This is a genomic window from Agrobacterium pusense (assembly GCF_013285525.1).
Lineage (GTDB): Bacteria > Pseudomonadota > Alphaproteobacteria > Rhizobiales > Rhizobiaceae > Agrobacterium > Agrobacterium pusense.
The window spans coordinates 369,333-391,741 of record NZ_CP053856.1; the positions used below are offsets into that span (position 1 = coordinate 369,333).

At 59.4% G+C, this 22,409-nt stretch carries 24 protein-coding genes; 16 read left to right on the forward strand and 8 right to left on the reverse strand.

Annotated features, from left to right (window positions below; genetic code table 11):
- The first annotated feature begins 57 nt into the window (after positions 1-57).
- From HQN82_RS01720 to HQN82_RS01755, 8 genes are all read left to right on the forward strand, one after another.
- On the forward strand, positions 58-423 hold the full coding sequence (locus tag HQN82_RS01720; RefSeq protein ID WP_006699904.1) for an AtpZ/AtpI family protein: 366 nt from the start codon (positions 58-60) through the stop codon (positions 421-423).
- A gap of 61 nt (positions 424-484) precedes the next feature.
- Positions 485-1,234, forward strand: a complete 750-nt coding sequence (locus HQN82_RS01725; RefSeq protein WP_004440258.1) for a F0F1 ATP synthase subunit A — start codon at positions 485-487, stop codon at positions 1,232-1,234.
- A gap of 72 nt (positions 1,235-1,306) precedes the next feature.
- Positions 1,307-1,534, forward strand: coding sequence for a F0F1 ATP synthase subunit C (locus tag HQN82_RS01730; RefSeq protein ID WP_003494147.1), 228 nt, complete (start codon positions 1,307-1,309; stop codon positions 1,532-1,534).
- An 80-nt stretch (positions 1,535-1,614) separates the two neighbouring features.
- Positions 1,615-2,256: a F0F1 ATP synthase subunit B gene (locus HQN82_RS01735; protein WP_004440268.1), complete on the forward strand. Its 642-nt coding sequence runs from the start codon at positions 1,615-1,617 to the stop codon at positions 2,254-2,256.
- A gap of 1 nt (position 2,257) precedes the next feature.
- Complete coding sequence (locus tag HQN82_RS01740) at positions 2,258-2,743, forward strand: F0F1 ATP synthase subunit B (protein ID WP_004440269.1); 486 nt, start codon at positions 2,258-2,260, stop codon at positions 2,741-2,743.
- Between the two features lie 219 nt (positions 2,744-2,962).
- Positions 2,963-3,415, forward strand: coding sequence for a TIR domain-containing protein (locus HQN82_RS01745; protein ID WP_173614478.1), 453 nt, complete (start codon positions 2,963-2,965; stop codon positions 3,413-3,415).
- Positions 3,415-3,873 (forward strand): pyridoxamine 5'-phosphate oxidase family protein, encoded by a 459-nt coding sequence (locus tag HQN82_RS01750; RefSeq protein WP_112766527.1) that lies wholly within the window; start codon positions 3,415-3,417, stop codon positions 3,871-3,873. The genes HQN82_RS01745 and HQN82_RS01750 overlap by 1 nt, the downstream gene beginning before the upstream one ends.
- Before the next feature lie 159 nt (positions 3,874-4,032).
- On the forward strand, positions 4,033-4,671 hold the full coding sequence (locus HQN82_RS01755) for a CatB-related O-acetyltransferase (protein WP_112766669.1): 639 nt from the start codon (positions 4,033-4,035) through the stop codon (positions 4,669-4,671).
- Between the two features lie 824 nt (positions 4,672-5,495).
- Here HQN82_RS01755 and HQN82_RS01760 read toward each other — a convergent pair.
- Complete coding sequence (locus tag HQN82_RS01760) at positions 5,496-6,149, reverse strand: ribonuclease HII (protein WP_112766525.1); 654 nt, start codon at positions 6,147-6,149, stop codon at positions 5,496-5,498.
- Between the two features lie 441 nt (positions 6,150-6,590).
- Positions 6,591-7,748, reverse strand: a complete 1,158-nt coding sequence (locus HQN82_RS01765; protein WP_173614479.1) for a PA0069 family radical SAM protein — start codon at positions 7,746-7,748, stop codon at positions 6,591-6,593.
- A gap of 284 nt (positions 7,749-8,032) precedes the next feature.
- Here HQN82_RS01765 and HQN82_RS01770 point away from each other — a divergent pair, with 284 nt between their 5' ends.
- Complete coding sequence (locus tag HQN82_RS01770) at positions 8,033-8,551, forward strand: hypothetical protein (RefSeq protein ID WP_004440279.1); 519 nt, start codon at positions 8,033-8,035, stop codon at positions 8,549-8,551.
- Positions 8,552-8,562: 11 nt separating this feature from the next.
- Here HQN82_RS01770 and HQN82_RS01775 read toward each other — a convergent pair whose 3' ends face one another.
- The 3 genes from HQN82_RS01775 to HQN82_RS01785 form a co-directional block, all read right to left on the reverse strand.
- The gene (locus HQN82_RS01775) at positions 8,563-9,990 is read right to left on the reverse strand and encodes an FAD-binding oxidoreductase (RefSeq protein WP_112766524.1); all 1,428 of its coding nucleotides are present in this window, start codon (positions 9,988-9,990) and stop codon (positions 8,563-8,565) included.
- Positions 9,991-10,038: 48 nt separating this feature from the next.
- Entirely contained in the window at positions 10,039-11,016 is a 978-nt protein-coding gene (locus HQN82_RS01780; protein WP_112766667.1) for an L-threonylcarbamoyladenylate synthase, read from the reverse strand.
- A gap of 143 nt (positions 11,017-11,159) precedes the next feature.
- On the reverse strand, positions 11,160-11,768 hold the full coding sequence (locus HQN82_RS01785; RefSeq protein WP_004440288.1) for a DUF6656 family protein: 609 nt from the start codon (positions 11,766-11,768) through the stop codon (positions 11,160-11,162).
- Between the two features lie 330 nt (positions 11,769-12,098).
- Here HQN82_RS01785 and HQN82_RS01790 point away from each other — a divergent pair, with 330 nt between their 5' ends.
- The 4 genes from HQN82_RS01790 to HQN82_RS01805 all read left to right on the forward strand — a co-directional run bounded on the left by HQN82_RS01790 (position 12,099) and on the right by HQN82_RS01805 (position 15,798).
- Positions 12,099-13,343, forward strand: a complete 1,245-nt coding sequence (locus HQN82_RS01790) for an aromatic ring-hydroxylating oxygenase subunit alpha (RefSeq protein WP_004440290.1) — start codon at positions 12,099-12,101, stop codon at positions 13,341-13,343.
- 8 nt (positions 13,344-13,351) lie between these two features.
- Positions 13,352-14,425, forward strand: coding sequence for an FAD-binding oxidoreductase (locus HQN82_RS01795; protein WP_173614480.1), 1,074 nt, complete (start codon positions 13,352-13,354; stop codon positions 14,423-14,425).
- 178 nt (positions 14,426-14,603) lie between these two features.
- Complete coding sequence (locus HQN82_RS01800) at positions 14,604-15,068, forward strand: BA14K family protein (RefSeq protein WP_004440296.1); 465 nt, start codon at positions 14,604-14,606, stop codon at positions 15,066-15,068.
- 214 nt (positions 15,069-15,282) lie between these two features.
- Positions 15,283-15,798, forward strand: coding sequence for a BA14K family protein (locus HQN82_RS01805; RefSeq protein ID WP_004440298.1), 516 nt, complete (start codon positions 15,283-15,285; stop codon positions 15,796-15,798).
- 61 nt (positions 15,799-15,859) lie between these two features.
- Here the strand turns inward: HQN82_RS01805 and HQN82_RS01810 are convergent, their stop codons facing one another.
- Positions 15,860-16,855 carry a transporter gene (locus HQN82_RS01810; protein ID WP_004440300.1) on the reverse strand — a complete coding sequence of 332 codons (996 nt, stop codon included), beginning with the start codon at positions 16,853-16,855 and terminating at the stop codon, positions 15,860-15,862.
- A 221-nt stretch (positions 16,856-17,076) separates the two neighbouring features.
- Between HQN82_RS01810 and HQN82_RS01815 the strand changes: the two genes are divergently transcribed.
- The 3 genes from HQN82_RS01815 (at position 17,077) to HQN82_RS01825 (ending at position 20,037) form a co-directional block, all read left to right on the forward strand.
- Positions 17,077-18,861 (forward strand): acyl-CoA dehydrogenase family protein, encoded by a 1,785-nt coding sequence (locus HQN82_RS01815; RefSeq protein WP_173614481.1) that lies wholly within the window; start codon positions 17,077-17,079, stop codon positions 18,859-18,861.
- 10 nt (positions 18,862-18,871) lie between these two features.
- On the forward strand, positions 18,872-19,630 hold the full coding sequence (locus HQN82_RS01820) for a crotonase/enoyl-CoA hydratase family protein (protein ID WP_035209390.1): 759 nt from the start codon (positions 18,872-18,874) through the stop codon (positions 19,628-19,630).
- 89 nt (positions 19,631-19,719) lie between these two features.
- Positions 19,720-20,037 carry a hypothetical protein gene (locus tag HQN82_RS01825; protein WP_003503086.1) on the forward strand — a complete coding sequence of 106 codons (318 nt, stop codon included), beginning with the start codon at positions 19,720-19,722 and terminating at the stop codon, positions 20,035-20,037.
- Between the two features lie 125 nt (positions 20,038-20,162).
- On the opposite strand, the gene HQN82_RS01830 is transcribed toward HQN82_RS01825, so the two are convergent.
- Both HQN82_RS01830 and HQN82_RS01835 read right to left on the reverse strand, forming a co-directional pair.
- Positions 20,163-21,413, reverse strand: coding sequence for a class I SAM-dependent RNA methyltransferase (locus tag HQN82_RS01830; protein ID WP_112766522.1), 1,251 nt, complete (start codon positions 21,411-21,413; stop codon positions 20,163-20,165).
- Entirely contained in the window at positions 21,410-22,162 is a 753-nt protein-coding gene (locus tag HQN82_RS01835) for a TlyA family RNA methyltransferase (protein WP_173614482.1), read from the reverse strand. The genes HQN82_RS01830 and HQN82_RS01835 overlap by 4 nt, the downstream gene beginning before the upstream one ends.
- Positions 22,163-22,409 lie beyond the last annotated feature (247 nt).

Below are 22,409 nucleotides of genomic sequence, written 5' to 3' on the forward strand. Positions count from 1 at the left end.
TACAACTCCAAAGGGTTCTGGCATGGCTGGAACGGAGAAAATGGGTGGGATTTTAAGATGACTGGCAACCGTGACGATAGTCTGGACGAGCGCCGCAAACGCCTTGCTGACGAGTTGGCAAAGGTGAAGGCGGAGGATGAGGCGGAAGTGAGGGCGGAGACCAACGCTGCGGAGAGCCGGAAGGGCTTTGCGATGGCGGTTAAGCTCTCATCGGAGTTCATTTCGGCCATCGTGGTCGGCGCTATGCTGGGTTATCTTCTGGACTATTTTGCCGGCACGACGCCGTGGGGGATGATCGTTCTTCTTCTTCTCGGTTTCTGCGCAGGCGTATTGAATGTGTTGCGTTCGACGGGCGCGGTGGCCAAGCCGCCGCTGCTTGAGAAGGCGGACAAACGAGACGAGGGTGGAAAACGCGGCCTTTGAGGCTGTTTTTCCTTACAGTTGAGATGCCGCGACAGGCGGCGACAGGTAAAGAGGGCAGCCGGTGGCAAACGATCCGACCCATCAGTTCTTGGTGCAGCCGATCATTCCGATCGAAATTGGCGGCGTCGATTTTTCCTTCACCAATGCGTCGCTCTTCATGGTCGCGACCGTGGCTGCTGCTTCTGGTTTCCTTTATTTCGCAACGTCGAACCGCGGCCTGATCCCTACCCGCATGCAGTCCGTTGCCGAAATGTCCTATGAGTTCATCGCCTCCATGCTGCGCGAAGGTGCCGGCAAGAAGGGCATGGTGTTCTTCCCCTTCGTTTTCTCGCTGTTCATGTTCGTGCTGACGGCAAACCTGCTCGGCATGTTCCCGTATTTCTTCACGGTCACCAGCCAGATCATTGTCACCTTCGCGCTCGCCTGCCTCGTCATCGGCACGGTCGTGGTTTACGGTTTCTATAAGCACGGTCTGCATTTCTTCGGCATTTTCGCCCCCTCCGGCGTGCCCAAGGCGCTTCTGCCGCTTGTGGCGTCGATTGAAATGATCTCCTTCCTGTCGCGCCCGATCAGCCTTTCCGTTCGTCTTTTCGCGAACATGCTGGCCGGCCACATCACGCTCAAGGTTTTCGCAGGCTTCGTCGCCTCCATGAGCGCGCTTGGCGCGCTCGGCGTCGGCGGTGCAGTCCTGCCTCTCATCATGACGGTCGCCATGACCGCTCTCGAATTTCTCGTTGCCTTCCTGCAGGCTTACGTCTTCGCGGTACTGACTTGCATGTACCTGAACGACGCCGTGCATGGTGGTCACTGAGAAGTAAAGTCGCTGGCCCCGGCAACGGGCGTCAAAAACAGCCGCAACAACCAATATCTCAAGGAGTCTCACATGGAAGCGGAAGCAGCAAAGTACATCGGCGCAGGTCTCGCATGCCTCGGCATGGCTGGTACGTCCCTCGCACTCGGCCGTATCTTCGGTGATTACCTGTCCGGCGCACTGCGCAACCCCTCTGCTGCCGACAGCCAGTTCGGCCGTCTGGTATTCGGCTTCGCCGTTACGGAAGCTCTGGGCATCTTCTCGCTGCTCGTTGCTCTCCTTCTCCTGTTCGCTGTCTAATATCGGCATCAGGTCTGGATCACGGCCCGCAACATAGCGTGCCGTGATCCTTCGCATTTGCAGTCCCCCTGGAGGTGAGCATGTTCGTGACCGAGGCTTATGCCCAGTCAGCACCGACCGTAGGTGAAACGCATACGGAAACTCCGGCCGTTGGCCAGCCGCAACCGGAAGCCACGCACACGGAAACCGGTGTAGCGCATGGCGCCGAGCACGGTTCTTCCGGCGTTTTCCCGCCGTTCGACCAGTCTACTTATGCATCGCAGGTCCTGTGGCTGGCGATTACGTTTGGCCTTTTCTACCTGCTCATGCAGAAGGTCATCGTTCCGCGCGTCGGCGGCATTCTGGAAAACCGTCATGGACGCATCGCACAGGATCTCGACGAAGCGGCACGGCTGAAAGCTGAAGCTGACGCTGCCGTCGAAACCTATGAAAAAGAACTCGCGGCAGCCCGCGCCAAGGCAAGCTCGATCGGCGCCGCGGCCCGTGACGCCGCCAAGGCGAAGGCCGATGCCGATCGCGCCGCTATTGAAGCCGGTCTCGCCGAAAAGCTTGCCGCTGCCGAAAAGCGCATTGCCGGCATCAAGGATCAGGCTTTCGCCGATGTCGGCGCCATCGCCGAGGAAACCGCGACCGCAATCGTCGACCAGCTGGTTGGCGCAAAGGTCAAGGACACGGACGTGAAGGCAGCGATTGCCGCCGCTTCGAACGTGAAGGGAGCCTGATATGGCATTTGATGCATCATTTTTCGCTCTCGTCGGTCTCGTTCTCTTCTTCGTCCTGATCGCTTACCTCAAGGTTCCGGGCATGCTCTCCAAGTCTCTGGACGAGCGCGCGCAGAACATTCAGGACGAACTGGCCGAAGCCAAGCGCCTGCGTGAAGAGGCCCAGCACCTGCTGGCCGAATATCAGCGCAAGCGCAAGGAAGCCGAAGCCGAAGCCGCCGGCATCGTTGCCGCCGCTGAACGCGAAGCCGCAGCACTGACCGAAGAAGCCAAGCAGAAGACGGAAGAATTCGTCGCCCGCCGCACGGCCCTTTCGGAACAGAAGATCAAGCAGGCCGAAGAAGACGCCATCGGCGCCGTCCGCGCCGCCGCCGTCGACATCGCCATTGCCGCTTCCGAGAAGCTGCTGGCCGAAAAGACGACGGCCGCCGCAAAGGCCAAGCTTTTCACCGCCACGATCGGCGAAGTGAAGTCGAAACTGAACTGAGATTTATCTCGGACTGATTAGAACCCCTCCAGCGCGAGCTGTGAGGGGTTTTTTGTTATGCCGTTTCTCGAGGTTGGGATGCAGTCCCGGGAGCAAGATTGCGTCCTTTTTGGCTTCAGACCTCACAGCGGAATGTCGAACTTGCTTAGTTTCCGTCGATTTCGATGGTCTCTTTTATTCCCCGCGGGTTAGTATACTGCCCCAATTTTGGAGCCAACCATGACAGTTCGCATCGCTATCTGTGGCTCGATGGCCTTCATCGATGAAATGGAGGCAATCGCCGGCATGCTTGAAGCGCTAGGATACCAGCCGATACCCCCGGCCCGGGAAGAGCGAGATTTTGATTGGTCGAATTTGAAGAGTGCTGAAGTCGTCGCACAGAAGAAATATTACATCGACCTGCATCTTGAGATAATCCGTCACTGCGATGTCGTCCTGATCGCTAACTTTCCGAAGCGAGGCATTGCGGGGTACGTCGGACCAAATACATTGATGGAAGCAGCCTTCGCTTACGCTCTTTGCGTACCAGTGATTTTCTTGAACGACCCTTCGGCACAGGAAAACGGTTTGGACTGCATCGCCATCGCGTCTGGTTATTTAGGTGGCGACGCAACCGCTATAGGTACATTATTGCCCACAACTCTCGCCCGGAATGCCAAGGGAGGAATTTAATGATCAACGACGCAATCAGAATTGACGTAGAGAACTCGGTTCTCTGCTGGCTGGCGACTGTCGATGAGGATGGCACGCCCAGCGTGACGCCGAAGGAGATATTCGCCAGCTATAACGAAGATCATCTTGTTATAGCGGACATTGCTTCATCGCACAGCGTCAGCAATGTGATTGCCCGTCCGAAAGTCTGTGTCAGTTTCGTTGATGTGTTTCGCCAGAGGGGTTTCAAGCTTACTGGCCAAGCCAGAATAGTGGCGCCCGGCGACGCGGATTTCAACGCGTTCGGCAACGATCTCCTGCGTTTGGCAGGCACGGATTTTCCGATACGGAATATAATCGCGGTCAAAATCGAAAGCGTTTCCCGCATATGGGCTCCAAGCTACAAACTGTTTCCCGAGCGCAGCGAGAACGAGAGAATGCAGAGCGCTTATGAGACCTACGGTGTTCAGCCTGTCTAGGCGCTTTGGTATCAAAAATCTTCATTAAAGCTATATACGGGCCGCAGTGGATTTCGCTGCTACGCGACATTAGTCTCGTTGCAACACAGTCGCCCGCATGGTTTTGCAGAATGCTGCATCCAATTGGCCCAGCTTGCGATGTACTTAAAAAGGTTCATCATGGCTCTTCTCGACAAGAATGCGGTCTATCCAATAACTCTACCCGACGGTTCGTTGTATCGGGATACTGTATATCTGAAGAACGTTGTCGATCATCCTCGCATGGAGATAGGTGATTTCAGCTATTATACGCATTCTGGAAGATTAGAAGACACAGCTGTGATCCTTGCGCCTTATCTCGGTCATGGGGTTCGCGAGAGACTGATGATCGGTAAGTTTGTCCAGATTGCCAGAGGAAGTTATTTCATCACAAGTTCGGCAAACCATCCGATGACTGGCTTTACCACTTATCCATTTCGTATCTTCAAACCTGAGACGTTTGGTTACAAAGACCTGCCCGTCAAGGACACTATTGTGGATCACGATGGATGGATCGGTCAAAACGCGGCAATTTTGCCGGGCGTTCACATAGGTGCAGGTGCGATCGTCGCTGCCGCCTCGGTTGTTACTCGGGACGTGCCACCCTACGCAGTTGTCGGAGGAAATCCCGCATCTATTATTCGAATGCGTTATTCCAGCGAAGTCATCAGCGAACTGCTTCATCTTCGCTGGTGGGATTGGCCGATAGATAAAATCGAAGCCAATCTAGCGGCACTCAGCAGCGATGACATGGCTACACTCAGGCTGGTTAAGGGATGAATGTCCTGCATTCCAGCGTCTGATTTGCGCCAAAAGGGGACATTGTGTCTGCCGCGAAACTTATTATTCTGCGACGTCGCAAATCTAGGAAAAGAAAGTCGCTTGATTGGAATTCATGCGACGATTCAGCAAGCAGTTGTATTCTGGGTCCGAGGAAAAAAGATATATGTGGATGCGGGTAATGGTTATGAGCGGCATTTGCGCTGCATTCTTGAATATTGGAGCAGCCACAGCGATGCCGGAGAACATAACGGTAGACCGCCTTCTCGCCATCTGCGAAGCGCCCAGTGTGCAAGTCGCCACGATACAAGGTGATAAGCTCGGTTGGCAGCGGCTGACCGATGCAGAAACAGAGGAATGGCGTGCCCATTTCGTTGGCTACAATGGTGGATCAGTAGAGGCTGTCGGATGGCGGCGGAAGAGTGCAGATCAATCCGATTTACTGTCGTTTTGGATCGCAACCGGTCCAAACGGGCACAAGGCATGTACATACTCAACGGCGAAACCTGCCGGATTACTGGATGCGTTGTCGGCTAGTCTCGGCACTCCTGACACTCAGAACAGGGAGGACGCTGTGGAAATGATATCAGCTTATTGGAAGCGAGGTGAGGTTGAGTATTCGTTCACTCAGATAGGATCATCCGCTACCATCGCTGTCGGACCAAGCAGATAAGGCCCTTCCACCAGCATTGTCCATACTGCAGATGATCGCTTAAAAGCAGACTGACCGCAAGCCGCGCCGTCTCGGGCGCGTTGAACCCCTCCAATTGTCCGCTCTGGGCCAATTCGGAAGTCACAGTTAGAATTCTCTTACACCGCCGCAATCAACCCTGCTTCAGCGGCCGAAAGCTCATCCTGTGCAGCGCGCAAGGCCCATGGTTCTCGATGGCGCGCAGATGCGCTGGCGTGCCGTAACCGGCATGCCCTTCAAAACCATAGGATGAATGCACCACACCCGCACGTTCCATCATCCGGTCGCGGGTCACCTTGGCGACGATTGAGGCGGCGGCGATGGAGAGGGAGCGGGAATCGCCCTTGATGACGGCCTTGGCTTCGCAGGTGATGCCTGGCGGCCTGTCGCGGCCGTCGGCCAGTACGAGGGCGGGGGAAATTTCGAGTCCGAGGACTGCGCGGCGCATGGCGTCGAGGCTGGCGCGCAGGATATTCATGGTGTCGATCAGGCCCGGGCCGGAGGAGGCGACCGATACGACCGAGGTTTCCATGATCTGGACGAACAGGCTCTCGCGCTTTTGCTTCGTCAGTTTCTTGGAATCATCCATTCCGTCAGGAATATTGTCCGGATCGAGAATGACGGCGGCCGCAACCACAGGGCCGGCGAGCGGGCCACGCCCTGCCTCGTCCGTGCCGGCGACCGGCCAGAGGCCCTTCTTTCGCGCTTCCAGTTCGAACGAGAAATCCGGGCCGGTATCGGCAAGATCAAAAAGGGCAGGAGAATCGGGTGTGGCCGTGCGTTTCATGCGGCGAAACTGGCACACCCACCCGATCTCCTGCAAGCCCCCGGAAGCGGGCGATGACAGGCACGATGAGCCGGGGTCAAGGGGCGTGGCTCACCGTGCCCAAGGTCGTCATGACCTTTTATCCTCCAGCAGGGCGGCGGAGGAAAAACGATCGCACGCGAGGCGGCGGTTCCAGGGGCGATGTCCGGCGGGCCAGGGAAAACCAGCCGGGCATTTCGTCGAGAGCAACACGATGAGACGGTTGCTCCTGTCATTTTGAATTCCGTTTATTAAAAGCTCACAGAACCTCGTATTGTCGGCGCGTTACCCCATGCTCGATGTCCTCTCGGGCTTGACCCGAGATCCTGCCGCGCTCGGTTCACGTTCCAGGGTCGAGCCCGAGGGTAGCGTCTGGTTCATCACAGGCATTCATTACCTTCAGTCACTTTCACCATGCGGCTCTCAAAGCAGAGACAATTGCACCCCGGCACCGCCCGGAGGCACGAACAGGTCGTCACGCAGGTTGATGCCGCGGCGGATGAGACCAAGTCTTTTGGTCGCCATCTCGAATCGCCTGCCGATCTGCCAGGCATAAGGGCCATCACCCTTCATGCGCTTGCCGAACTCCGCGTCATAGTCCTTACCGTCGCGCATGGAGCGCACCAGCGACATGACATGACGGTAACGGTCCGGATAGTTGCGCAGCAGCCAGTCGCGGAACAGCGGGCTTACCTCCAGCGGCAGCCGCAAAAGCACATAGGAAGCCTCGGTCGCGCCAGCAGCCTTGCCGGCCTCAAGAATGCGCTCGATTTCATGATCGTTAAGCGCCGGGATGACGGGTGCCATCATCACCGCCACCGGAATTCCGGCATCCGTCAGCGCCTTGACGGCCTCCAGCCGCTTCTCCGGCGTGGCGGCGCGCGGCTCCATCGTGCGCGAAAGCTTGCGATCCAGCGACGTGATGGAAATGCCGACCTTGACGAGCCCCTTTTTTGCCATTGGCGCGAGAATATCAATATCCCGCTTGATCAGCGCCGATTTGGTGACGATGGCGACGGGATGATCAGCTTTGGCCAGCACTTCCAGTATCTGCCGTATGATGCGCCATTCGCGCTCAATCGGCTGGTAAGGGTCGGTATTGGTGCCGATGGCGATTACCCGCGCCTTGTAGCCGGGTTTCGCCAGTTCCCGTTCCAGAAGTTTGGCCGCATCCGGCTTGGCAAACAGCTTGGCCTCGAAATCAAGTCCGGCCGAAAGGCCCATGTAGCTGTGAGTGGGTCTGGCAAAACAGTAAATGCAGCCATGTTCGCAGCCCCTGTAGGGATTGATGGAACGATCGAAGGGGATATCGGGCGATTCATTGCGGGTGATGATGCTGCGTGGCTTTTCCACCTGCACCTCGGTGCGGAATTCCGGCATCTCTTCCAGCGTCTGCCAGCCATCGTCGAAGACCTCACGCTGCAAGGCTTCGAAACGCCCGTCGGGATTGAGCCCCGCACCACGGCCGCGGCGACGGTCAATCTCGATGCGCAGGCCGGATGCATCGGCCAGCGCATTGGCAATGTCAGGCGTATGGCTCGGCTGGAAGGCAGCCTGCCCCGAAAGCGAATGATTTCTCATCTGGATGCTCCCAAGACGTCGCACGCCTTTCGAGGCAAGCTGAACGCCCTAAACCGTTTCCATCCTGAGAGGCCTCATCGCCCCTCGAATGATTAAATTCCTACATCACGAATGAGAACATTACAAGAACAAAATTGTAAATTTGGCTCCTTTTGTACTGCCGGGGCCAGCGCCAGGACGGGCACGCCGGCACCTGAGATCGCGGAGAGCGACATCAACCCCCGCGGATTTTACCGCGACGAGCATGGTGGCAATTTATTGTGCGATGCGTTAGAGCTATGCACATGTTGACAGTCATAATGGAATGCCGGGATCAGGAGCCGGAACTGGCGCATACGCTGTCTGCGCTTGTCACCGGTGCCGTGGAAGGGCTTGTAAGCGATGTTGTGATTCTGGATCACGGTTCGCGCGATGGATCGTCGCGTGTGGCCGATGCGGCCGGCTGCCGTTTTTATGGGCAATGGGAACTGGAGGATATCGTCAAGTCCGCGCGTGGCGGCTGGTTGCTGCTGATCGAGCCGGGCGCACGCCCGCAGGCAGGCTGGATCGATGAAATCCTGGAATATGTCGCGATCTGCGAACAGCCAGCGCGCTTTTCCCCATCACGTTATCACCGGCGGAATGTTTTCAGCCGTGTCCTGCGCCGCACCCCGCCGCTGGAGCATGGTTATCTCCTGCCGAAGAAGCACGCGATGTCGATTGCGAAATCGGGCATGAGCCTGACGCAATTTGTCGGCGCGCAGAAGCCGCGCCGGCTGAATGCGGAAATGGTGCCCGCCTGGGCATTGCGGGCTTCGGCCTGAGGCGGAAAGGGTTATTCCGCCAGCACCTTGCCGGGGTTCATGATTCCGGCGGGATCGAATGCGTGCTTGATGCGCCGCATCAGCTCCATTTCGATGCCGGGCCGGATGGCGGCCAGTTCGTCGCGCTTTAACTGGCCAATGCCGTGTTCGGCGGAAATCGAACCGCCCAGCGACAGCACGATGCCGTGCACGATTTCGTTCATGTCCCGCCAGCGGGCGAGGAATTGCGCCTTGTCCGCCCCCACCGGCTGGGAAATATTGTAATGGATGTTGCCGTCGCCCAGATGGCCGAAGGCGCAGACACGGGCGCCCGGGATGGCAGCAAGAACCGCCTTTTCCGCCGTCGCCATAAACTCCGGTATTCTGGAAACCGGGACGGAGACATCGTGCTTGATGGAGCCGCCCTCCGGCTTCTGCGCATCCGACATGCTCTCGCGCATGTGCCACAGTGCCTGACGCTGGGCTTCGGAGGCGGCGATCACGGCATCCTCGACCAGTCCGGCCTCAAAACCACGCTCCAGCAGCAATTGCATCATCGTATCCGCCGTCTCGGCCGAATCGGAGGTGGAGATGTCGATGAGTGCGTACCAGTCATGGGGCTGTTCCAGGGGATCGCGCACGCCGGGAATATGTCTGGCGGTAAACTCCACGCCAATCCGTGGCATGAGCTCGAAGCCGGTCAGCGCCGTGCCGCAGAGGTTTGACGCCATCTCGAACAGCTTCAGCGCATCTTCGGTTGAGGTCAGCCCGGCGAAGGCCACCTGATGGCCGAGTGGCTTCGGGAAAAGCTTCAGCACCGCGCCGGTGATGATGCCGAGCGTGCCTTCGGAGCCGATGAAGAGATCACGCAGATCGTAACCGGTATTGTCCTTTTTCAGCCGGCGCAGCCCGTTCCAGATCTCGCCTGTCGGCAACACCACTTCGAGCCCGAGGCAGAGCTGGCGCATATTGCCATAAGCAAGCACTGCGGTGCCGCCGGCATTGGTGGCGAGATTGCCGCCGATGCGGCAGGACCCCTGAGAGCCGAGCGACAGCGGAAACATGCGTTCAACCGAATCGGCGGCTTTATGGATGTCATCGAGAATGCAGCCGGCATCGGCAACGATGATATTGGCGACGGGATCAATATCGCGAATGCGGCTCATGCGCTCCAGCGAAAGAATGATGTCAGTTCCCCCGGCGCGGGGCGTTTGCCCGCCGACAAGGCCGGTATTGCCCGTCTGCGGCACGATTGGGGTACCCGTCTCGCTGGCGAACTTCAGGATGGCCGATACTTCCTCGACCGATCCGGGTTTGAGGAGCAATGGCGAAGCGCCACGATAAAGCCCGCGATTTTCCACCAGCCGCGGCGCCATCTCTGCCGCATCGCGCACCGCATTCCTGTCTCCGACAATGGCGGTAAAGCTGTCGAGGATGTCGGAGGAGGGGACGGTTGTCATCGGGCGTCTCTCTGTCATTTGAAACGGTGGGCGAATGGTCGGCGGGCCTCAGCTCCGCGGTGCGGCGGCGCGGGAAAGGCGGTCATTGATCGCCTCTCCAAGACCGTGAGTGGGAATGCTGGTGATGGCGATGCTGTCTGCGCCGCTCGCATCGGCGGCCTTGAGGTAATCGAACAGGTTGGCGGCGGCCTCGGAAAGATCGCCGGAGGGGCTGAGATCGAAAACGGCGCGGGCGGTCTCTTCACCCGCAACCGGGATACCTTCGAACCGGATCAACGCTTCGCCAGGCGAAACCGATGTGGCGTTGAGGCGCACGGCGGCGCCGGGGGCATAATGCGAAGCGAGCATGCCAGGCGCCTCGATGGCAGCCGACACTTTTTCAGAACGTTCAAGCCGCTTGCCCGCAACACGCTCTATTTCGGCCGTGACGACGCCGCCAGGACGAAGCAGACGCACCCTTCCATCTTCCTCCACCTTGACGATGGTGGATTCGACGCCGACCGAAGCCGCCCCGCCGTCGAGAATGAGGTTGATTTTCTGACCGAGATCGGCCTCCACATGGGCGGCGCTTGTCGGGCTGATCTTGCCGGAACTATTGGCGCTGGGGGCTGCGAGCGGTTTGCCGAACCGGCGGATAAGATCGCCGGCAAAACCTTGCGGTACGCGAATGCCGACCGTATCGAGCCCGGCCGTCGCCAGCGCATGAATATCGTTTGCCGGTTTCAGCGGCAGCACCAGTGTCAGCGGGCCGGGCCAGAAGGCCTCTGCAAGATCAAGCGATATGGGATCGAAGATGGCGTAACGTTCCGCCATGGCGATATCTGCCATGTGGCAGATCAACGGGTTGAATTGCGGCCGGCCTTTGGTCTCGTAGATACGGGCAATGGCTGCAGGGTTGGTGGCATCGGCGGCAAGGCCGTAAACGGTTTCCGTCGGCAGGGCGATCGGCTGGCCGGCGGCAAGCTCCGTGACGGCTGCTTGAAGGGCGGTTTCCCGCTCGTTTTCAATATGGATATGACGCGCCATGATGCTGCCTTTCAGGGCGGTCAATAGCGTATTTCCGGGCAGAATGGAAAGCGCTAATGCACATTGTCCGAAACTGGTCGTCGGTTTCGGGACAACGACATGCCTAAGAAAGAAAGATGAAGTCCCTGGGGGCTTTGTCGCTGCTATATCGCCTTGATGATCCTGCGCATCTCCTCCGAGCGCGCGCCGAGCATGAGGACGTTTTTCAGCGCCACGCGCGGATCGTGGGTCTGGAACAGCAGGCCGCCGCGATGGACGGATGTATCGACGGCGATTTCCTGATCGGGAAGGGCGTTGATGGCGACAGCGAAATACATCCGCGAATAACGCGCATCGATATTTTCGAAGAAGTTTTCGGCACCGCTCAGTTCCGCGAAGAAATTCGCGAAATAGAAGGACCATAGCACATGACGCTCTGCATCGAAGCTGGTCGTCGCCGCCGTGACGTGGCAATAACCCAGATGCGGCCGGTCATTCAGCAGATGGTGAAAAACCATCTTCGGAAAACGGATGGACTGGTGAAAGCCGTTCAGGCGGCTGTGGGTGGCATCGGCGGCAGCTTCCAGCTTTCGCCCGGTCAGCGCAGCCACTTCGTCATGGCTGTAGTAGACGCGTTCTTTCGGCAGCCACCGCTCTTCGTAACGGCTGATGCGCCCTGTCCGCAAAAAATCGGAATGCGCGGTCTTCGAGCGTATCGGTGTGACCGAATGCCTGCTCGCATCGAAATAGCGTATGCGTGTCGCCTTCTCCACCGGGAACACCCTCGTTGCTGTCGATCCGGTAAGATAATTTAGGGTGCGTTAATACTCCGTTGCGCTGCAGCCCCTGTTTTTTGATGGGTGGGCAGTGGCTGCGCCATCATGCGTCATATTGCGACGTCGTTGCAGGCGGTAAATAGTTGCCGGATTTTGCAGTGGAATGGCCTGAAGACGCCGTTCGGACATGTCGCAATTTGTCGCCAATGCGGAAGCCGATGTCGCTGTCTGTGCTGCCGCAAATGACCGCCGATGATTAGATGAGGACATGCTTCCGCAGCCCCCGCAAATGGTGTCGGGCAGGGCGGTTTGATCGAGGATTTGGCCATGGAATTGCGTGATACCGTATTGCGCCAGCTGAAAAACCGCCGCGAAGGTTTTAGCCTGGAACAGCCCTTCTACACGGACCCGGATTACTTCAAGCTGGATATGGAAACCATCTGGTATCGCGACTGGCTGTTTGTCGGCCATGATTGTGAGGTACAGAAGTCCGGCAGCTATTTCACCGTGCAGATCGGCGCCTATTCGGTTGTCATCGTTCGTGGCCGCGACGGGCAAATCCGCGCGTTCCACAATTCCTGCCGCCATCGCGGCTCCCGCGTCTGCACCACGCAGAAGGGCCAGTCGGCGCGTCTGGTCTGTCCCTATCACCAGTGGACCTACGATCTTGACGGCAAGCTGCTTTTTGCCCGCCACATGGGCGAGGAGTTCGACAAGGGCGATTTCGGCCTGAAGCCTGTCGCCTGCGAAACCGTCGCTGGCTACGTCTTCATCTGCCTCGCCGATCAGCCTGCGGATTTTGAGCCCATGCGCGCCGAAGTGGAGAGCTACATGGCGCCGCACCGCATCTGGGAAGCCAAGGTCGCGCATGAGAGCACCATCATCGAAAAGGGTAACTGGAAGCTCGTCTGGGAAAACAACCGCGAGTGCTACCATTGCGCCGCCAACCATCCGGAACTCTGCCGTACCTATCCCGAAAACCCGAGCGTGACGGGAACGGATGGAGGGGCAAGCGACCCCGAGATCGGCGGCCACTGGGCACGCTGCGAAGCAGCCGGCCTGCCCAGCCGTTTCAAGATTGACCCGAAGGGCCAGTTCCGCGTGGCGCGCATGCCGCTGATCGGCGAAGCGGAAAGCTACACAATGTCGGGAAAACGCGCCGTGCGCCGGCCGCTGTCGGACGATGTCAGCATCAGCCATATCGGCGCGCTGCTCCTGTTCCATTACCCGACGACCTGGAACCACTTCCTCGGCGACCACACCATCTCCTTCCGCGTGCTGCCGCTCAGCGCCAACGAGACGATGGTTACCACCAAATGGCTGGTGCACAAGGATGCGGTGGAGGGCGTGGATTACGATCTTGAGGATCTCACCCATGTCTGGAACGAAACCAACGATCAGGACCGCCGCATCGTCGAGGAAAATGCCTTCGGCATTCGCTCGCCCGCTTATGAGCCCGGCCCTTACTCCATGGAGGACGAGGGCGGCGTGATGCAGTTCGTCAACTGGTACGCCGATTTCATGATCGACCGGCTGTCCGGCGACAAGGCCCGGCTTTCGGCTGTAGCGTGAAGATGAACATGGTCGTGACATATAAGCATATTGACGAGATGAAGCCGTGGAGCGACAAGCTCCATCTGCTGGAATGTATTTCGGTAACCCCCGAAACACAGGATGTGATGACGTTCCTGTTCCGCTCCGAGGATCAGAACTGGTTCCGTTATCTGCCGGGCCAGTTCGTCACGCTGGAACTGCCGGTGGGCAAGGAGCCGCTTTACCGCACCTACACATTGTCCTCCAGCCCGTCGCGGCCCTATTCGCTGTCGGTCACGGTCAAGGCGCAGGCCAACAGTATCGGCACGCGCTGGATGTTCGACAATCTGAAGCCCGGCATGAAGATCCGGGCGCTTGGTCCGCTCGGCGATTTTTCCTACGTCAAGCATCCCGGGGACAAGTATCTCTTCATCTCCGCGGGCTCCGGCGTCACGCCGATGATGTCGATGGTGCGCGACATGAGCGACCGCGCCCCGCAAAGCGACATTGCCTTCATCAATTGCTCGCGTACACCCGGCGATATTGTCTTCCGTCACGAGCTGGAATATCTCGCCCGCTTCATGCCGAACCTGTCGCTCGGCTTCATTGTCGAGAAATGTGGACGCACCGATCTGTGGTCCGGCCTGAAGGGCATGGTCGACAAGGCCAAGATCGCGCTGCTCGCCCATGACTTCATGGAGCGTACCGTCTTCTGCTGCGGGCCGGAGCCGTTCATGGCCGCCGTCCGCTCCATGCTTGAAGCCTCCGGCTTCGACATGGGCCGTTACCATCAGGAAAGCTTCTCGCCTGCTGCTCCCGTCGCCGTCGGCGAGAGTGTTCTCACCGATGATGGCGAAGCGTTGTCGATGGTGGGTTTTACCCTTTCCGGGAAAGAAATGCCCTGCCAGCCCGGGCAGACCGTTCTGATGACGGCGCGTGCAGCCGGTGTGCGGATCGGCGCAGCCTGCGAATCCGGCATCTGCGGGACTTGCCGGGTCTTGAAACTTTCCGGCGAGGTGGAGATGAACCACAATGGTGGCATTCTCGATGAGGAAATCGAGGAGGGCTATATTCTCGCCTGCTGCTCGCGGCCTTTGACCGATGTCAAAGTGGAGGCATGATGCCGGCAGGCGTTTGAGGCTTTCCTTCCATTACCATTGTCTGGAACCAAATTTCCGTAAATTCGTTTGCACGTCATCCAATTCTTCTCGGGCATGAAGCGGGGCTGACCCTAATCTCCGAAAAGAGTGAGTGGGTGAAAAGCGTGGGTCAACGCGCTGAAGCAAACGGAGGAAGATCATGATAAATTTCCGGACAACGAGTGTCGCCACGGCCCTCGTCGTGTTCCTGACCAGCTTTACGCCGTCGCAGGCGTTCCAGGTTCCTGTGCCGATCCAGAAGCCGGCGGTTTCCACCGACAATGTCGTGCAGGTGCAATATCGCGAATGGGACCGTCGACATGATCGCCGTCACGGCGACCGCATGTATCGCCCGCGCCCGCCGCGTGACGGCTATTATAATGGCCACCGTGGTTACCGCGACCGCCGTCCGGGTTACCGTTATCATAACGGCTACTGGTTCCCGCTTGCCGCTTTCGCCACCGGCGCCATCATCGGCGGCGCGATTCAGCAACCCCGTCCGGCCTATGGCGGTAGCCATGTATCCTGGTGTCAGAATCGCTGGCGCTCGTATCGTGCCTACGACAACACCTACCAGCCCAACAGCGGTCCGCGTCGCATTTGCGTATCGCCTTACAGCCGCTAATTGCACAAGCAGAAGCCCGGTTTCTACCGGGCTTTTGTCTGGCCCTGAAACGCCGTGGTTTTGATAAACGAAGCGTGATCGGACCGTTAATCGTAGGTTCAGCCACACGTCCCTAGGCTGTAGAAGTATACGACACCGCCCGGACAAAGGCGGAATAGAACAACAGAAATTCACGTCTTACGGCCTGTCGACCGTCGTGAATGGAGGAAGTCAGATGAAAAGCTATGTGAAGAATATCCTGGCTGTCGGTCTTTCTGCAATCGTGGTTGCAGGAGCGATTGTTCCGGCCGAAGCCGCCATGCCCCTGCCTGTAGCGCCGAAGAGCGTTGAGACCTCGGGCAACGATGCCAGCAAGAATATCGTGAACGTGCAATATTGGCGTGACCGTGACGGCTGGGGCGATCGTCGCGGCTGGTATCGCGGTCACCGCGGTTACCGCGATTATCGTCCGGGTTACCGCCACCATGACGGTTACTGGTTCCCGCTCGCAGCATTTGCAACGGGCGCAATCATCGGCGGCGCTCTTTCGCAGCCGCGCGAAGTCTACCGTCCGGTGCCGGAATATCGCCCGCGCCCGGTCTATCGTGAGTATCGTCCGGTCCGCCGTGGCGGCATGAGCCAGGCGCATGTGAACTGGTGCTATGGCCGCTATCGCTCCTACGACGCCTATAGCAACACGTTCCAGCCGTATAACGGTCCGCGTCAGACCTGCTATTCGCCCTACGGCTGATAGGTTGGCCAAGACCGAGATTGACAGAGCCGTCCGGTTTCGACCGGACGGCTTTTTGCTGTCAGAGGATACGCGCGCGTTTCAACACGAACCAGGCGAGCACGACCGAGATGACGATGAAGATGCTGGCCGCCATGGTGCCACCGGTCCCGACCGTAAACGGCAGCTCATCCGTGTTCATGCCAAAAAAGCCGGTTACCAGCGACGGTGGCAGCAGGAACGCCGTCATCAGCGACAGGATATAGAGATGCCGGTTGGTTTCAGACGAGAGTTTTGAATCGATTTCTTCGTGAAGCAGCCTTGCGCGCTCCTGCAGGGCATAGACGTCATGATCGACAGCCTCGAGGCGCCCCATCAGCCGTGAGGCGACATCCTCGAAACCGTCAGGCATCTCGTCGTCATCCGCGGCCGAAGCCCGCCGCATCAGGGTGAGGACGGTGCGCAAATGCCGGTGCAGGCGCACCACCGTGCGGCGCAGCGGTGCGAGGCGTCGCCTTTCGTCGCGGGTCTCGCTGTCATAGACCAGATCCTCGATGGCGTTCAGTTCTTCCGTCGTCTCCATCACCAGATTGATCAACGAGCGCTGGAATTCGGCGACAAGGCCTTCGAAGACGTGGGACGGTGTGAGATAGCGGTTGGAGTTCTTGTCGACCGCCGCCTTTAGCCGGTCTACCGAATGCAGCGGCTGAAGGCGGGTGGTGATGATAAAACGGTCGCTCACCGCAAAATGCAGCCAGCCGAAATCGCGCGTTTCCTTGTCGAATTCCCGTTGGAAATCGACCAGGGTGCCGTAGAGCGATTTTTCGTCGACAACAATGGACGGATGCGTTTCGTGGGTGGTGAGGCTTGCCCGTGCTGCCGGATCGAGACCCTCAACCGTCTCCAGAAAACCCGCCACGCGCTGATCGGCGAGATTGAGATGCAGCCAGAAGAACCCGTCGCGTCCCGCCATTTCGTCAAAGCCGGCATCGGGCGCCAGCCTGCGGCATGGGGCCTTCCCGGGTTGAAATTGATAGGCCCACACGAGGCCGGGAATGGTGGGCGTTATGAGGTCCATCGTGGCAGTCCTGACCGGCGGGATGGGAGGAGAGGGGTGCCCGTCGCACCGGGAGGAGGCGAAAGGAGCGCGTCAGGGCACCGTCAACATGCTGAGCAAATTCATATGACAGTTTTATAACAAGCCCGTCGAAATACCGGGAATTTTCAAATTGACGTTTACGTAAAAATCATTTAGCCCGAAGGCAGTAGCAGGATACAAGAGCTTCGGGAGGAGGCAGCATGTATAGCGCGCCGGTGGATGATATCGCCTTTACACTCAAACATGTAGCGGGTCTCGGAGACGCGCTTTCCAGGGGTGTGCTGGGAGATCTGAGTGAAGATCTCGTCGATGCCATTCTGGAGGAAGCCGGTCGTTTCGCCACCGGAGAGGTCGCGCCACTCGCCGAAATCGGGGACCGTCAGGGCGCAAAACTTGCCGATGGCAAGGTGACGACGCCCGATGGCTGGGCCGATCTTTACCGTCGCTGGGCGGCGGCGGGCTGGAACAGCCTGACTGCCCCGGAAGAATTCGGCGGTCAGAACCTGCCGCATATGCTGAATGTTGCAGCGCTCGAAATGTGGAATTCCGGCTCCATGGCCTTCGCGCTGGCGCCGACGCTGACAATGGGCGCGGTGGAAGCCATCGTTGCCCACGGCAGTAACGATCTCAAGCGAACCTACCTGCCGAAACTCGTCTCCGGCGAATGGACGGGCACGATGAACCTGACCGAGCCGCATGCGGGTTCCGATCTTGGTGTCCTGAAGACCCGGGCGGAGCGCAATGGTGACGGCACCTACCGCATCTTCGGCCAGAAGATTTTCATCACCTGGGGTGAACACGACGCGGCTGATAATATCATCCACCTCGTTCTCGCCCGTCTTCCGGATGCGCCGGCGGGAACGCGTGGCATTTCGCTGTTCCTCGTGCCAAAATTCCTGCCCGATGAAAACGGCGCGCCGGGCAACCGCAACGATCTTTTCTGCCACTCTCTCGAACACAAGCTCGGTATTCACGGTTCGCCCACCTGCACCATGATCTTCGGTGACGGCAAATTTGGTGACGAAAAGGGTGCGCTCGGCTGGCTGGTCGGCGAGGAGAACAAGGGCCTCGCCTGCATGTTCACCATGATGAACAACGCCCGCCTTGCCGTTGGCATGCAGGGCGTGGCGATCTGTGAGGCGGCGACCCAGAAGGCGATCGAATACGCGAGGGAACGCACGCAGGGCAAGGCGCCCGGCTGGCAGGGTCCGGGCATGAGCCCGATCATCGAACATCCTGATATCGTGAGAACCCTTCTGACAATGAAGGCGCTGACGCAAGGATCACGGGCGATTTCCTTCAGCTGCGCGCACGCCATCGACATGGCGCATGCGACTGAGGACGCCCGGCAGCGCGCTCACTGGCAGGAGCGCGCTGCCCTTCTGACACCGATCGCCAAGTCCTTTTCCACCGATGCCGGTGTCGATGTCGCGTCCATGGGCATTCAGGTGCATGGCGGCATGGGCTTCATCGAGGAAACCGGCGCGGCGCGTTATCTGCGTGATGCCCGCATCGCGCCGATCTACGAGGGCACCAACGGCATTCAGGCCATCGATCTCGTCCTGCGCAAGTTGCCGCTCTCCGAGGGCGCGCAGGTACGCGGTTTCATCGCCGAACTGCGTGAGATCGCCGCCCGCACGGCTGCATCGAACCGTGACGATCTCGGAGAGACCGCCCGTTATCTCGATGCCAGCCTCACCGATCTGGAAACGGCAACCGACTGGCTGCTCTCCCGCATCAAGGCGAGCGAAACCGAGATGGCACTTGCGGGCGCCACGCCCTATCAGCGTCTCTTCGGTCTTGCCTTGACGGGCGCTTATCTCGCCAAGGGCGCATTGGTCTCTGTCGATGATGGCAGGGGCGGGCATCGTGCCGCGCTTTGCCGTTTCGCGGCGGAAAACCTGCTGGCGGAAACGGCGGCGCTGAAGGACCGCATTGTGTCAGGCGCGGCAAGCCTTGCCGCCGCCCGTACTGTTTTGGCTTGAGGAGCTTCAGATGTCGGACGACCATATTCTTGTCGCGCGTGTCGGCCATGCGCCTGACGTTCTGACCATCCGCTTCAACCGACCGGAAAAGAAAAACGCCATCACCGATGCCATGTATCTGCGCATGGCCGAGACGTTGCACGCCGCCAATACGGATCCGGACATCCGCGTCGTTGCCTTTCTCGGCACGGAAGGCTGCTTTTCCGCTGGCAACGACATGGCTGATTTTCTCGCCTTCGCCATGTCCGGAGGAAAGGGCAAGCTCGCTGCCCTCGAACTTCTGAAAGCGCTGGTCGCCTTCGAAAAACCGCTGGTATCCGGTGTCGATGGGCTCGCCATCGGCATCGGCACGACGCTGAACCTGCATTGCGACCTGACGGTCGCTTCCAGCCGCAGCCTGTTCAAGACGCCCTTCGTGGATCTCGCATTGGTGCCGGAAGCGGCCTCCAGCCTGCTCGTGCCAAGGCTCATCGGCCACCAGCGCGCCTTTGCGCTGCTCGCCATGGGTGAGGGTTTTTCCGCCGAGCAGGCATTGCAGGCCGGGCTGATCTGGAAAGTCGTTGCCCCGGAACATGTCGAAGCCGAAACGCTGGCGCTTGCCACCCGCCTTGCCGCCAAACCGCAGCAGGCGCTGAAGATCGCTCGCGATCTGGTCCGCGGCAACCCGGCCGATATTCTCGCCCGCATCGAAGAGGAAGGTCGTCATTTCATCGCGCAGCTGCAAAGCGCCGAAGCGCGCGCCGCCTTCGAGGCATTCATGCGTCGTTAAGTGTGCGGGCAGGAATTCCTTGCGGTTAAGCAACCGGGCAATATGGCTTGGGTTAGATAACGCACCGTCATTGTCCGAAGGCCACCCACATGCGTCACTTCGTTTTCGCCCTGACTGTCTTCCTATCCGCCGCGACGATTGCTGAAGCGGCGGCGATAACACGCGCTCCAGCTGCTTCCACCAACGATGTCATTCTGGCGCAGTCCACGGACGACGATAGTCCGAACTTCTATTCCGGCAATAACCGCGACCGCCAGCGCCGCGCGCGTTTCGTCTGCGTCATCACCCCCCCGGACAGCGCCAACCGCCGTCGGCCCTATATCTGCCCGCTGGAGCGCGGCCGTGTGGGCGGTGCCTGCCGCTGCTCGGGCGTGGTGGGCAACGGCACGGTCGATACGGCCTGGTAAGACTCCCAGGCTTCATATCCACTCTCATTCCTGTGACAAGCACAGGAATGAGGGCTGTTGGGATTGCGGGCATATGAATCGTTGCGTTGCCTCAGCGTCGCTGAGCGGCTCTCCGCCCGGATTGCTTATTTCTCCAGCGTCGCCACGGCTTCCACATGCGGCGACCACAGGAACTGGTCAACCGGCGTGACGCGGGTGACGCGATAGCCGCCCTCGGTCAGGATGGCGAGATCGCGCGCCAGTGTCAGCGGGTTGCAGCTCACGGCCACGATCTTCTTTACCGTGCTGCGTGCCAGTTCCTTGCACTGGAATTCCGCGCCCGCGCGTGGCGGATCGAAGACGACGGCGTCGTAATTCTTGAGCTCGCTTGTCATCAGGGGGCGGCGGAAGAGATCGCGCTTCTCGACGCTGACCGGCTTCAGGCCCTGCGTGTTGCGGGCGGCGAAATCCAGCGCCTTCAGCGGCTTGTCTTCCGCCTCCACCGCATGCACCTTGCCAACGCGCGCAAGCCGCAGCGCAAATGTACCGGAGCCGCAGAAGAGATCGGCAATGCGTTTGGACTTGCCGACATGGGCAAGCACCAGCTCCGCCATGGCGTCCTCCGCCTGCTTCGTCGCCTGCGTGAAGCTGCCGGCCGGGGGCGATACCGCCACCCCGCCAAACTCGATGATCGGCTTCTGGGGTTCGATCAATATTTCACCCGACAGTGAAACACGCGCAATGCCGCGCATGGCAAGAACCGTTTCCGTGAGCGTGCGGCGCTGCTTGTCGCTGACCGACTTGATGCCGTCGACGGAAATATCGAGGCCGGAAAGGGTCTCCAGCACCGTCATCCGGAAGGGTTCCGCATTCGCCACCATTGAAAGTCCGATGGCGCGGATGGCATCCAGTCGCGAGACGATGCCGGGCGAGGTGACGGGACATTCCTCAATGGCGACGATGTGGTGGCTGTTCGCCTGGCTGAAGCCGAGCAGCAGGCCCTTTTCCGTCTTGCGGGCGGCGAACACCGCACGGCGGCGCTCGCCAGGGTGACAGATGACGAGATTATCCACATCGGGCGTCAAGCCCTTCGATTTCAGTGCCGAGACCACCAGTTCCCGCTTGTATGCATGGTAAGGCTCGTCGGCGAGATGTTGCAGCGAACAGCCGCCGCAGGTGCCATTCTTGCCCTCCGGGCCGAAATGGCGGCAGGCGGGTGTGCGGCGCTCGGGTGAGGCTTCCGTAATCGACATGACGGTGCCGTGATCCTTCACCTTGGCGATGGCGACCGTCTCGCCGGGCAACGCGAAGGGCACATAGACCGGGCCGTCGGGACAGTGCGCAATGCCATCGCCCTGGGCGCCGAGGCTCTTGATGGTGACGGTTTGTGTGCTCATGGCTTTTCGCCTCCGAGAAGAAATTCGACATTGCCGTCACCGCCGGAAATCGGCGAGGGAATGAGGCCGAGACTTTTCCAGCCCATGTCCTCCGTCAGCCAGCGCTCCAGTTCGGCCGCCACTGCGGGCGCGGTTTCGGGTTCCTTCAGAAGCCCGGCCTTGCTGATGGCGTCACGCCCTGCCTCGAATTGCGGTTTCACCAACAGGACAGCACGAGCACCCGGCTCAGCAAGATCAAGCGCCGGGGCGAGCGCGAGCTTCAGCGAAATGAAGGACACGTCCGAGACAATGAAGCCGATGGGCTGGTCATCGATATCGTCCGCCGTCAGGAAGCGGGCATTCAGCCCCTCCAGATTGGAGACACGCGGATCGTTCTCGATCCTTGCATGCATCTGCCCGTGGCCGACATCGATGGCGATGACGTGGCTGGCGCCCCGTTCCAGCAGCACCTCGGTAAAACCGCCTGTGGAAGCGCCGACGTCAAGACAGTGATGGCCGGAAGGATCGAGCCCGAAATGATCGAGTGCGGCCACGAGTTTCAGAGCTGCGCGGGAAACATAGGCCTGCGCTGGATCGCTGATGGCGATCTCGGCATTGCCGGCGACGGTCTGGCTCGGTTTGGTGACGGTCTTGCCGTTGACGCTCACGGTGCCGCGCGCAATCGCGTCGCGCGCACGCGAGCGACTGGCGAAGTGGCCGAGCGACACGAGAAGCTGGTCAAGCCGTTCATTTTCAGGTGTTTTGGACATGATCCCGTGTCAATGACTGCCAAACTCCGCCGATGCAAGCGATTTATCGCGATGCGGAGCCGACAGCGCCTGAGCCACGGCCTTATGAGGCTTTTGCGCCGCAAAATCAGCATATCAGATTAATCCAATATAAAGGCTTGTATTGCAGGGTGTGCCAAGGCCCGTGCGGCCGGTCGGAACCCGCCATGATGGCATCTTCTCCCATTTCTGAAATTGCGGCCGTTGCAGCGCAGACGCTTGCTCCGAG

Excerpts from the sequence above, each read along its gene's own strand:
- HQN82_RS01720 (WP_006699904.1), top strand. The coding sequence starts at position 58 with ATGACTGGCAACCGTGACGATAGTCTGGACGAGCGCCGCAAACGCCTT.
- HQN82_RS01730 (WP_003494147.1), top strand. The coding sequence starts at position 1,307 with ATGGAAGCGGAAGCAGCAAAGTACATCGGCGCAGGTCTCGCATGCCTC.
- HQN82_RS01735 (WP_004440268.1), top strand. The coding sequence starts at position 1,615 with ATGTTCGTGACCGAGGCTTATGCCCAGTCAGCACCGACCGTAGGTGAA.
- HQN82_RS01740 (WP_004440269.1), top strand. The coding sequence starts at position 2,258 with ATGGCATTTGATGCATCATTTTTCGCTCTCGTCGGTCTCGTTCTCTTC.
- HQN82_RS01745 (WP_173614478.1), top strand. The coding sequence starts at position 2,963 with ATGACAGTTCGCATCGCTATCTGTGGCTCGATGGCCTTCATCGATGAA.
- HQN82_RS01750 (WP_112766527.1), top strand. The coding sequence starts at position 3,415 with ATGATCAACGACGCAATCAGAATTGACGTAGAGAACTCGGTTCTCTGC.
- HQN82_RS01755 (WP_112766669.1), top strand. The coding sequence starts at position 4,033 with ATGGCTCTTCTCGACAAGAATGCGGTCTATCCAATAACTCTACCCGAC.
- HQN82_RS01760 (WP_112766525.1), bottom strand. The coding sequence starts at position 6,149 with ATGAAACGCACGGCCACACCCGATTCTCCTGCCCTTTTTGATCTTGCC.
- HQN82_RS01765 (WP_173614479.1), bottom strand. The coding sequence starts at position 7,748 with ATGAGAAATCATTCGCTTTCGGGGCAGGCTGCCTTCCAGCCGAGCCAT.
- HQN82_RS01770 (WP_004440279.1), top strand. The coding sequence starts at position 8,033 with ATGTTGACAGTCATAATGGAATGCCGGGATCAGGAGCCGGAACTGGCG.
- HQN82_RS01775 (WP_112766524.1), bottom strand. The coding sequence starts at position 9,990 with ATGACAACCGTCCCCTCCTCCGACATCCTCGACAGCTTTACCGCCATT.
- HQN82_RS01780 (WP_112766667.1), bottom strand. The coding sequence starts at position 11,016 with ATGGCGCGTCATATCCATATTGAAAACGAGCGGGAAACCGCCCTTCAA.
- HQN82_RS01790 (WP_004440290.1), top strand. The coding sequence starts at position 12,099 with ATGGAATTGCGTGATACCGTATTGCGCCAGCTGAAAAACCGCCGCGAA.
- HQN82_RS01795 (WP_173614480.1), top strand. The coding sequence starts at position 13,352 with ATGGTCGTGACATATAAGCATATTGACGAGATGAAGCCGTGGAGCGAC.
- HQN82_RS01800 (WP_004440296.1), top strand. The coding sequence starts at position 14,604 with ATGATAAATTTCCGGACAACGAGTGTCGCCACGGCCCTCGTCGTGTTC.
- HQN82_RS01805 (WP_004440298.1), top strand. The coding sequence starts at position 15,283 with ATGAAAAGCTATGTGAAGAATATCCTGGCTGTCGGTCTTTCTGCAATC.
- HQN82_RS01810 (WP_004440300.1), bottom strand. The coding sequence starts at position 16,855 with ATGGACCTCATAACGCCCACCATTCCCGGCCTCGTGTGGGCCTATCAA.
- HQN82_RS01815 (WP_173614481.1), top strand. The coding sequence starts at position 17,077 with ATGTATAGCGCGCCGGTGGATGATATCGCCTTTACACTCAAACATGTA.
- HQN82_RS01820 (WP_035209390.1), top strand. The coding sequence starts at position 18,872 with ATGTCGGACGACCATATTCTTGTCGCGCGTGTCGGCCATGCGCCTGAC.
- HQN82_RS01825 (WP_003503086.1), top strand. The coding sequence starts at position 19,720 with ATGCGTCACTTCGTTTTCGCCCTGACTGTCTTCCTATCCGCCGCGACG.
- HQN82_RS01830 (WP_112766522.1), bottom strand. The coding sequence starts at position 21,413 with ATGAGCACACAAACCGTCACCATCAAGAGCCTCGGCGCCCAGGGCGAT.
- HQN82_RS01835 (WP_173614482.1), bottom strand. The coding sequence starts at position 22,162 with ATGTCCAAAACACCTGAAAATGAACGGCTTGACCAGCTTCTCGTGTCG.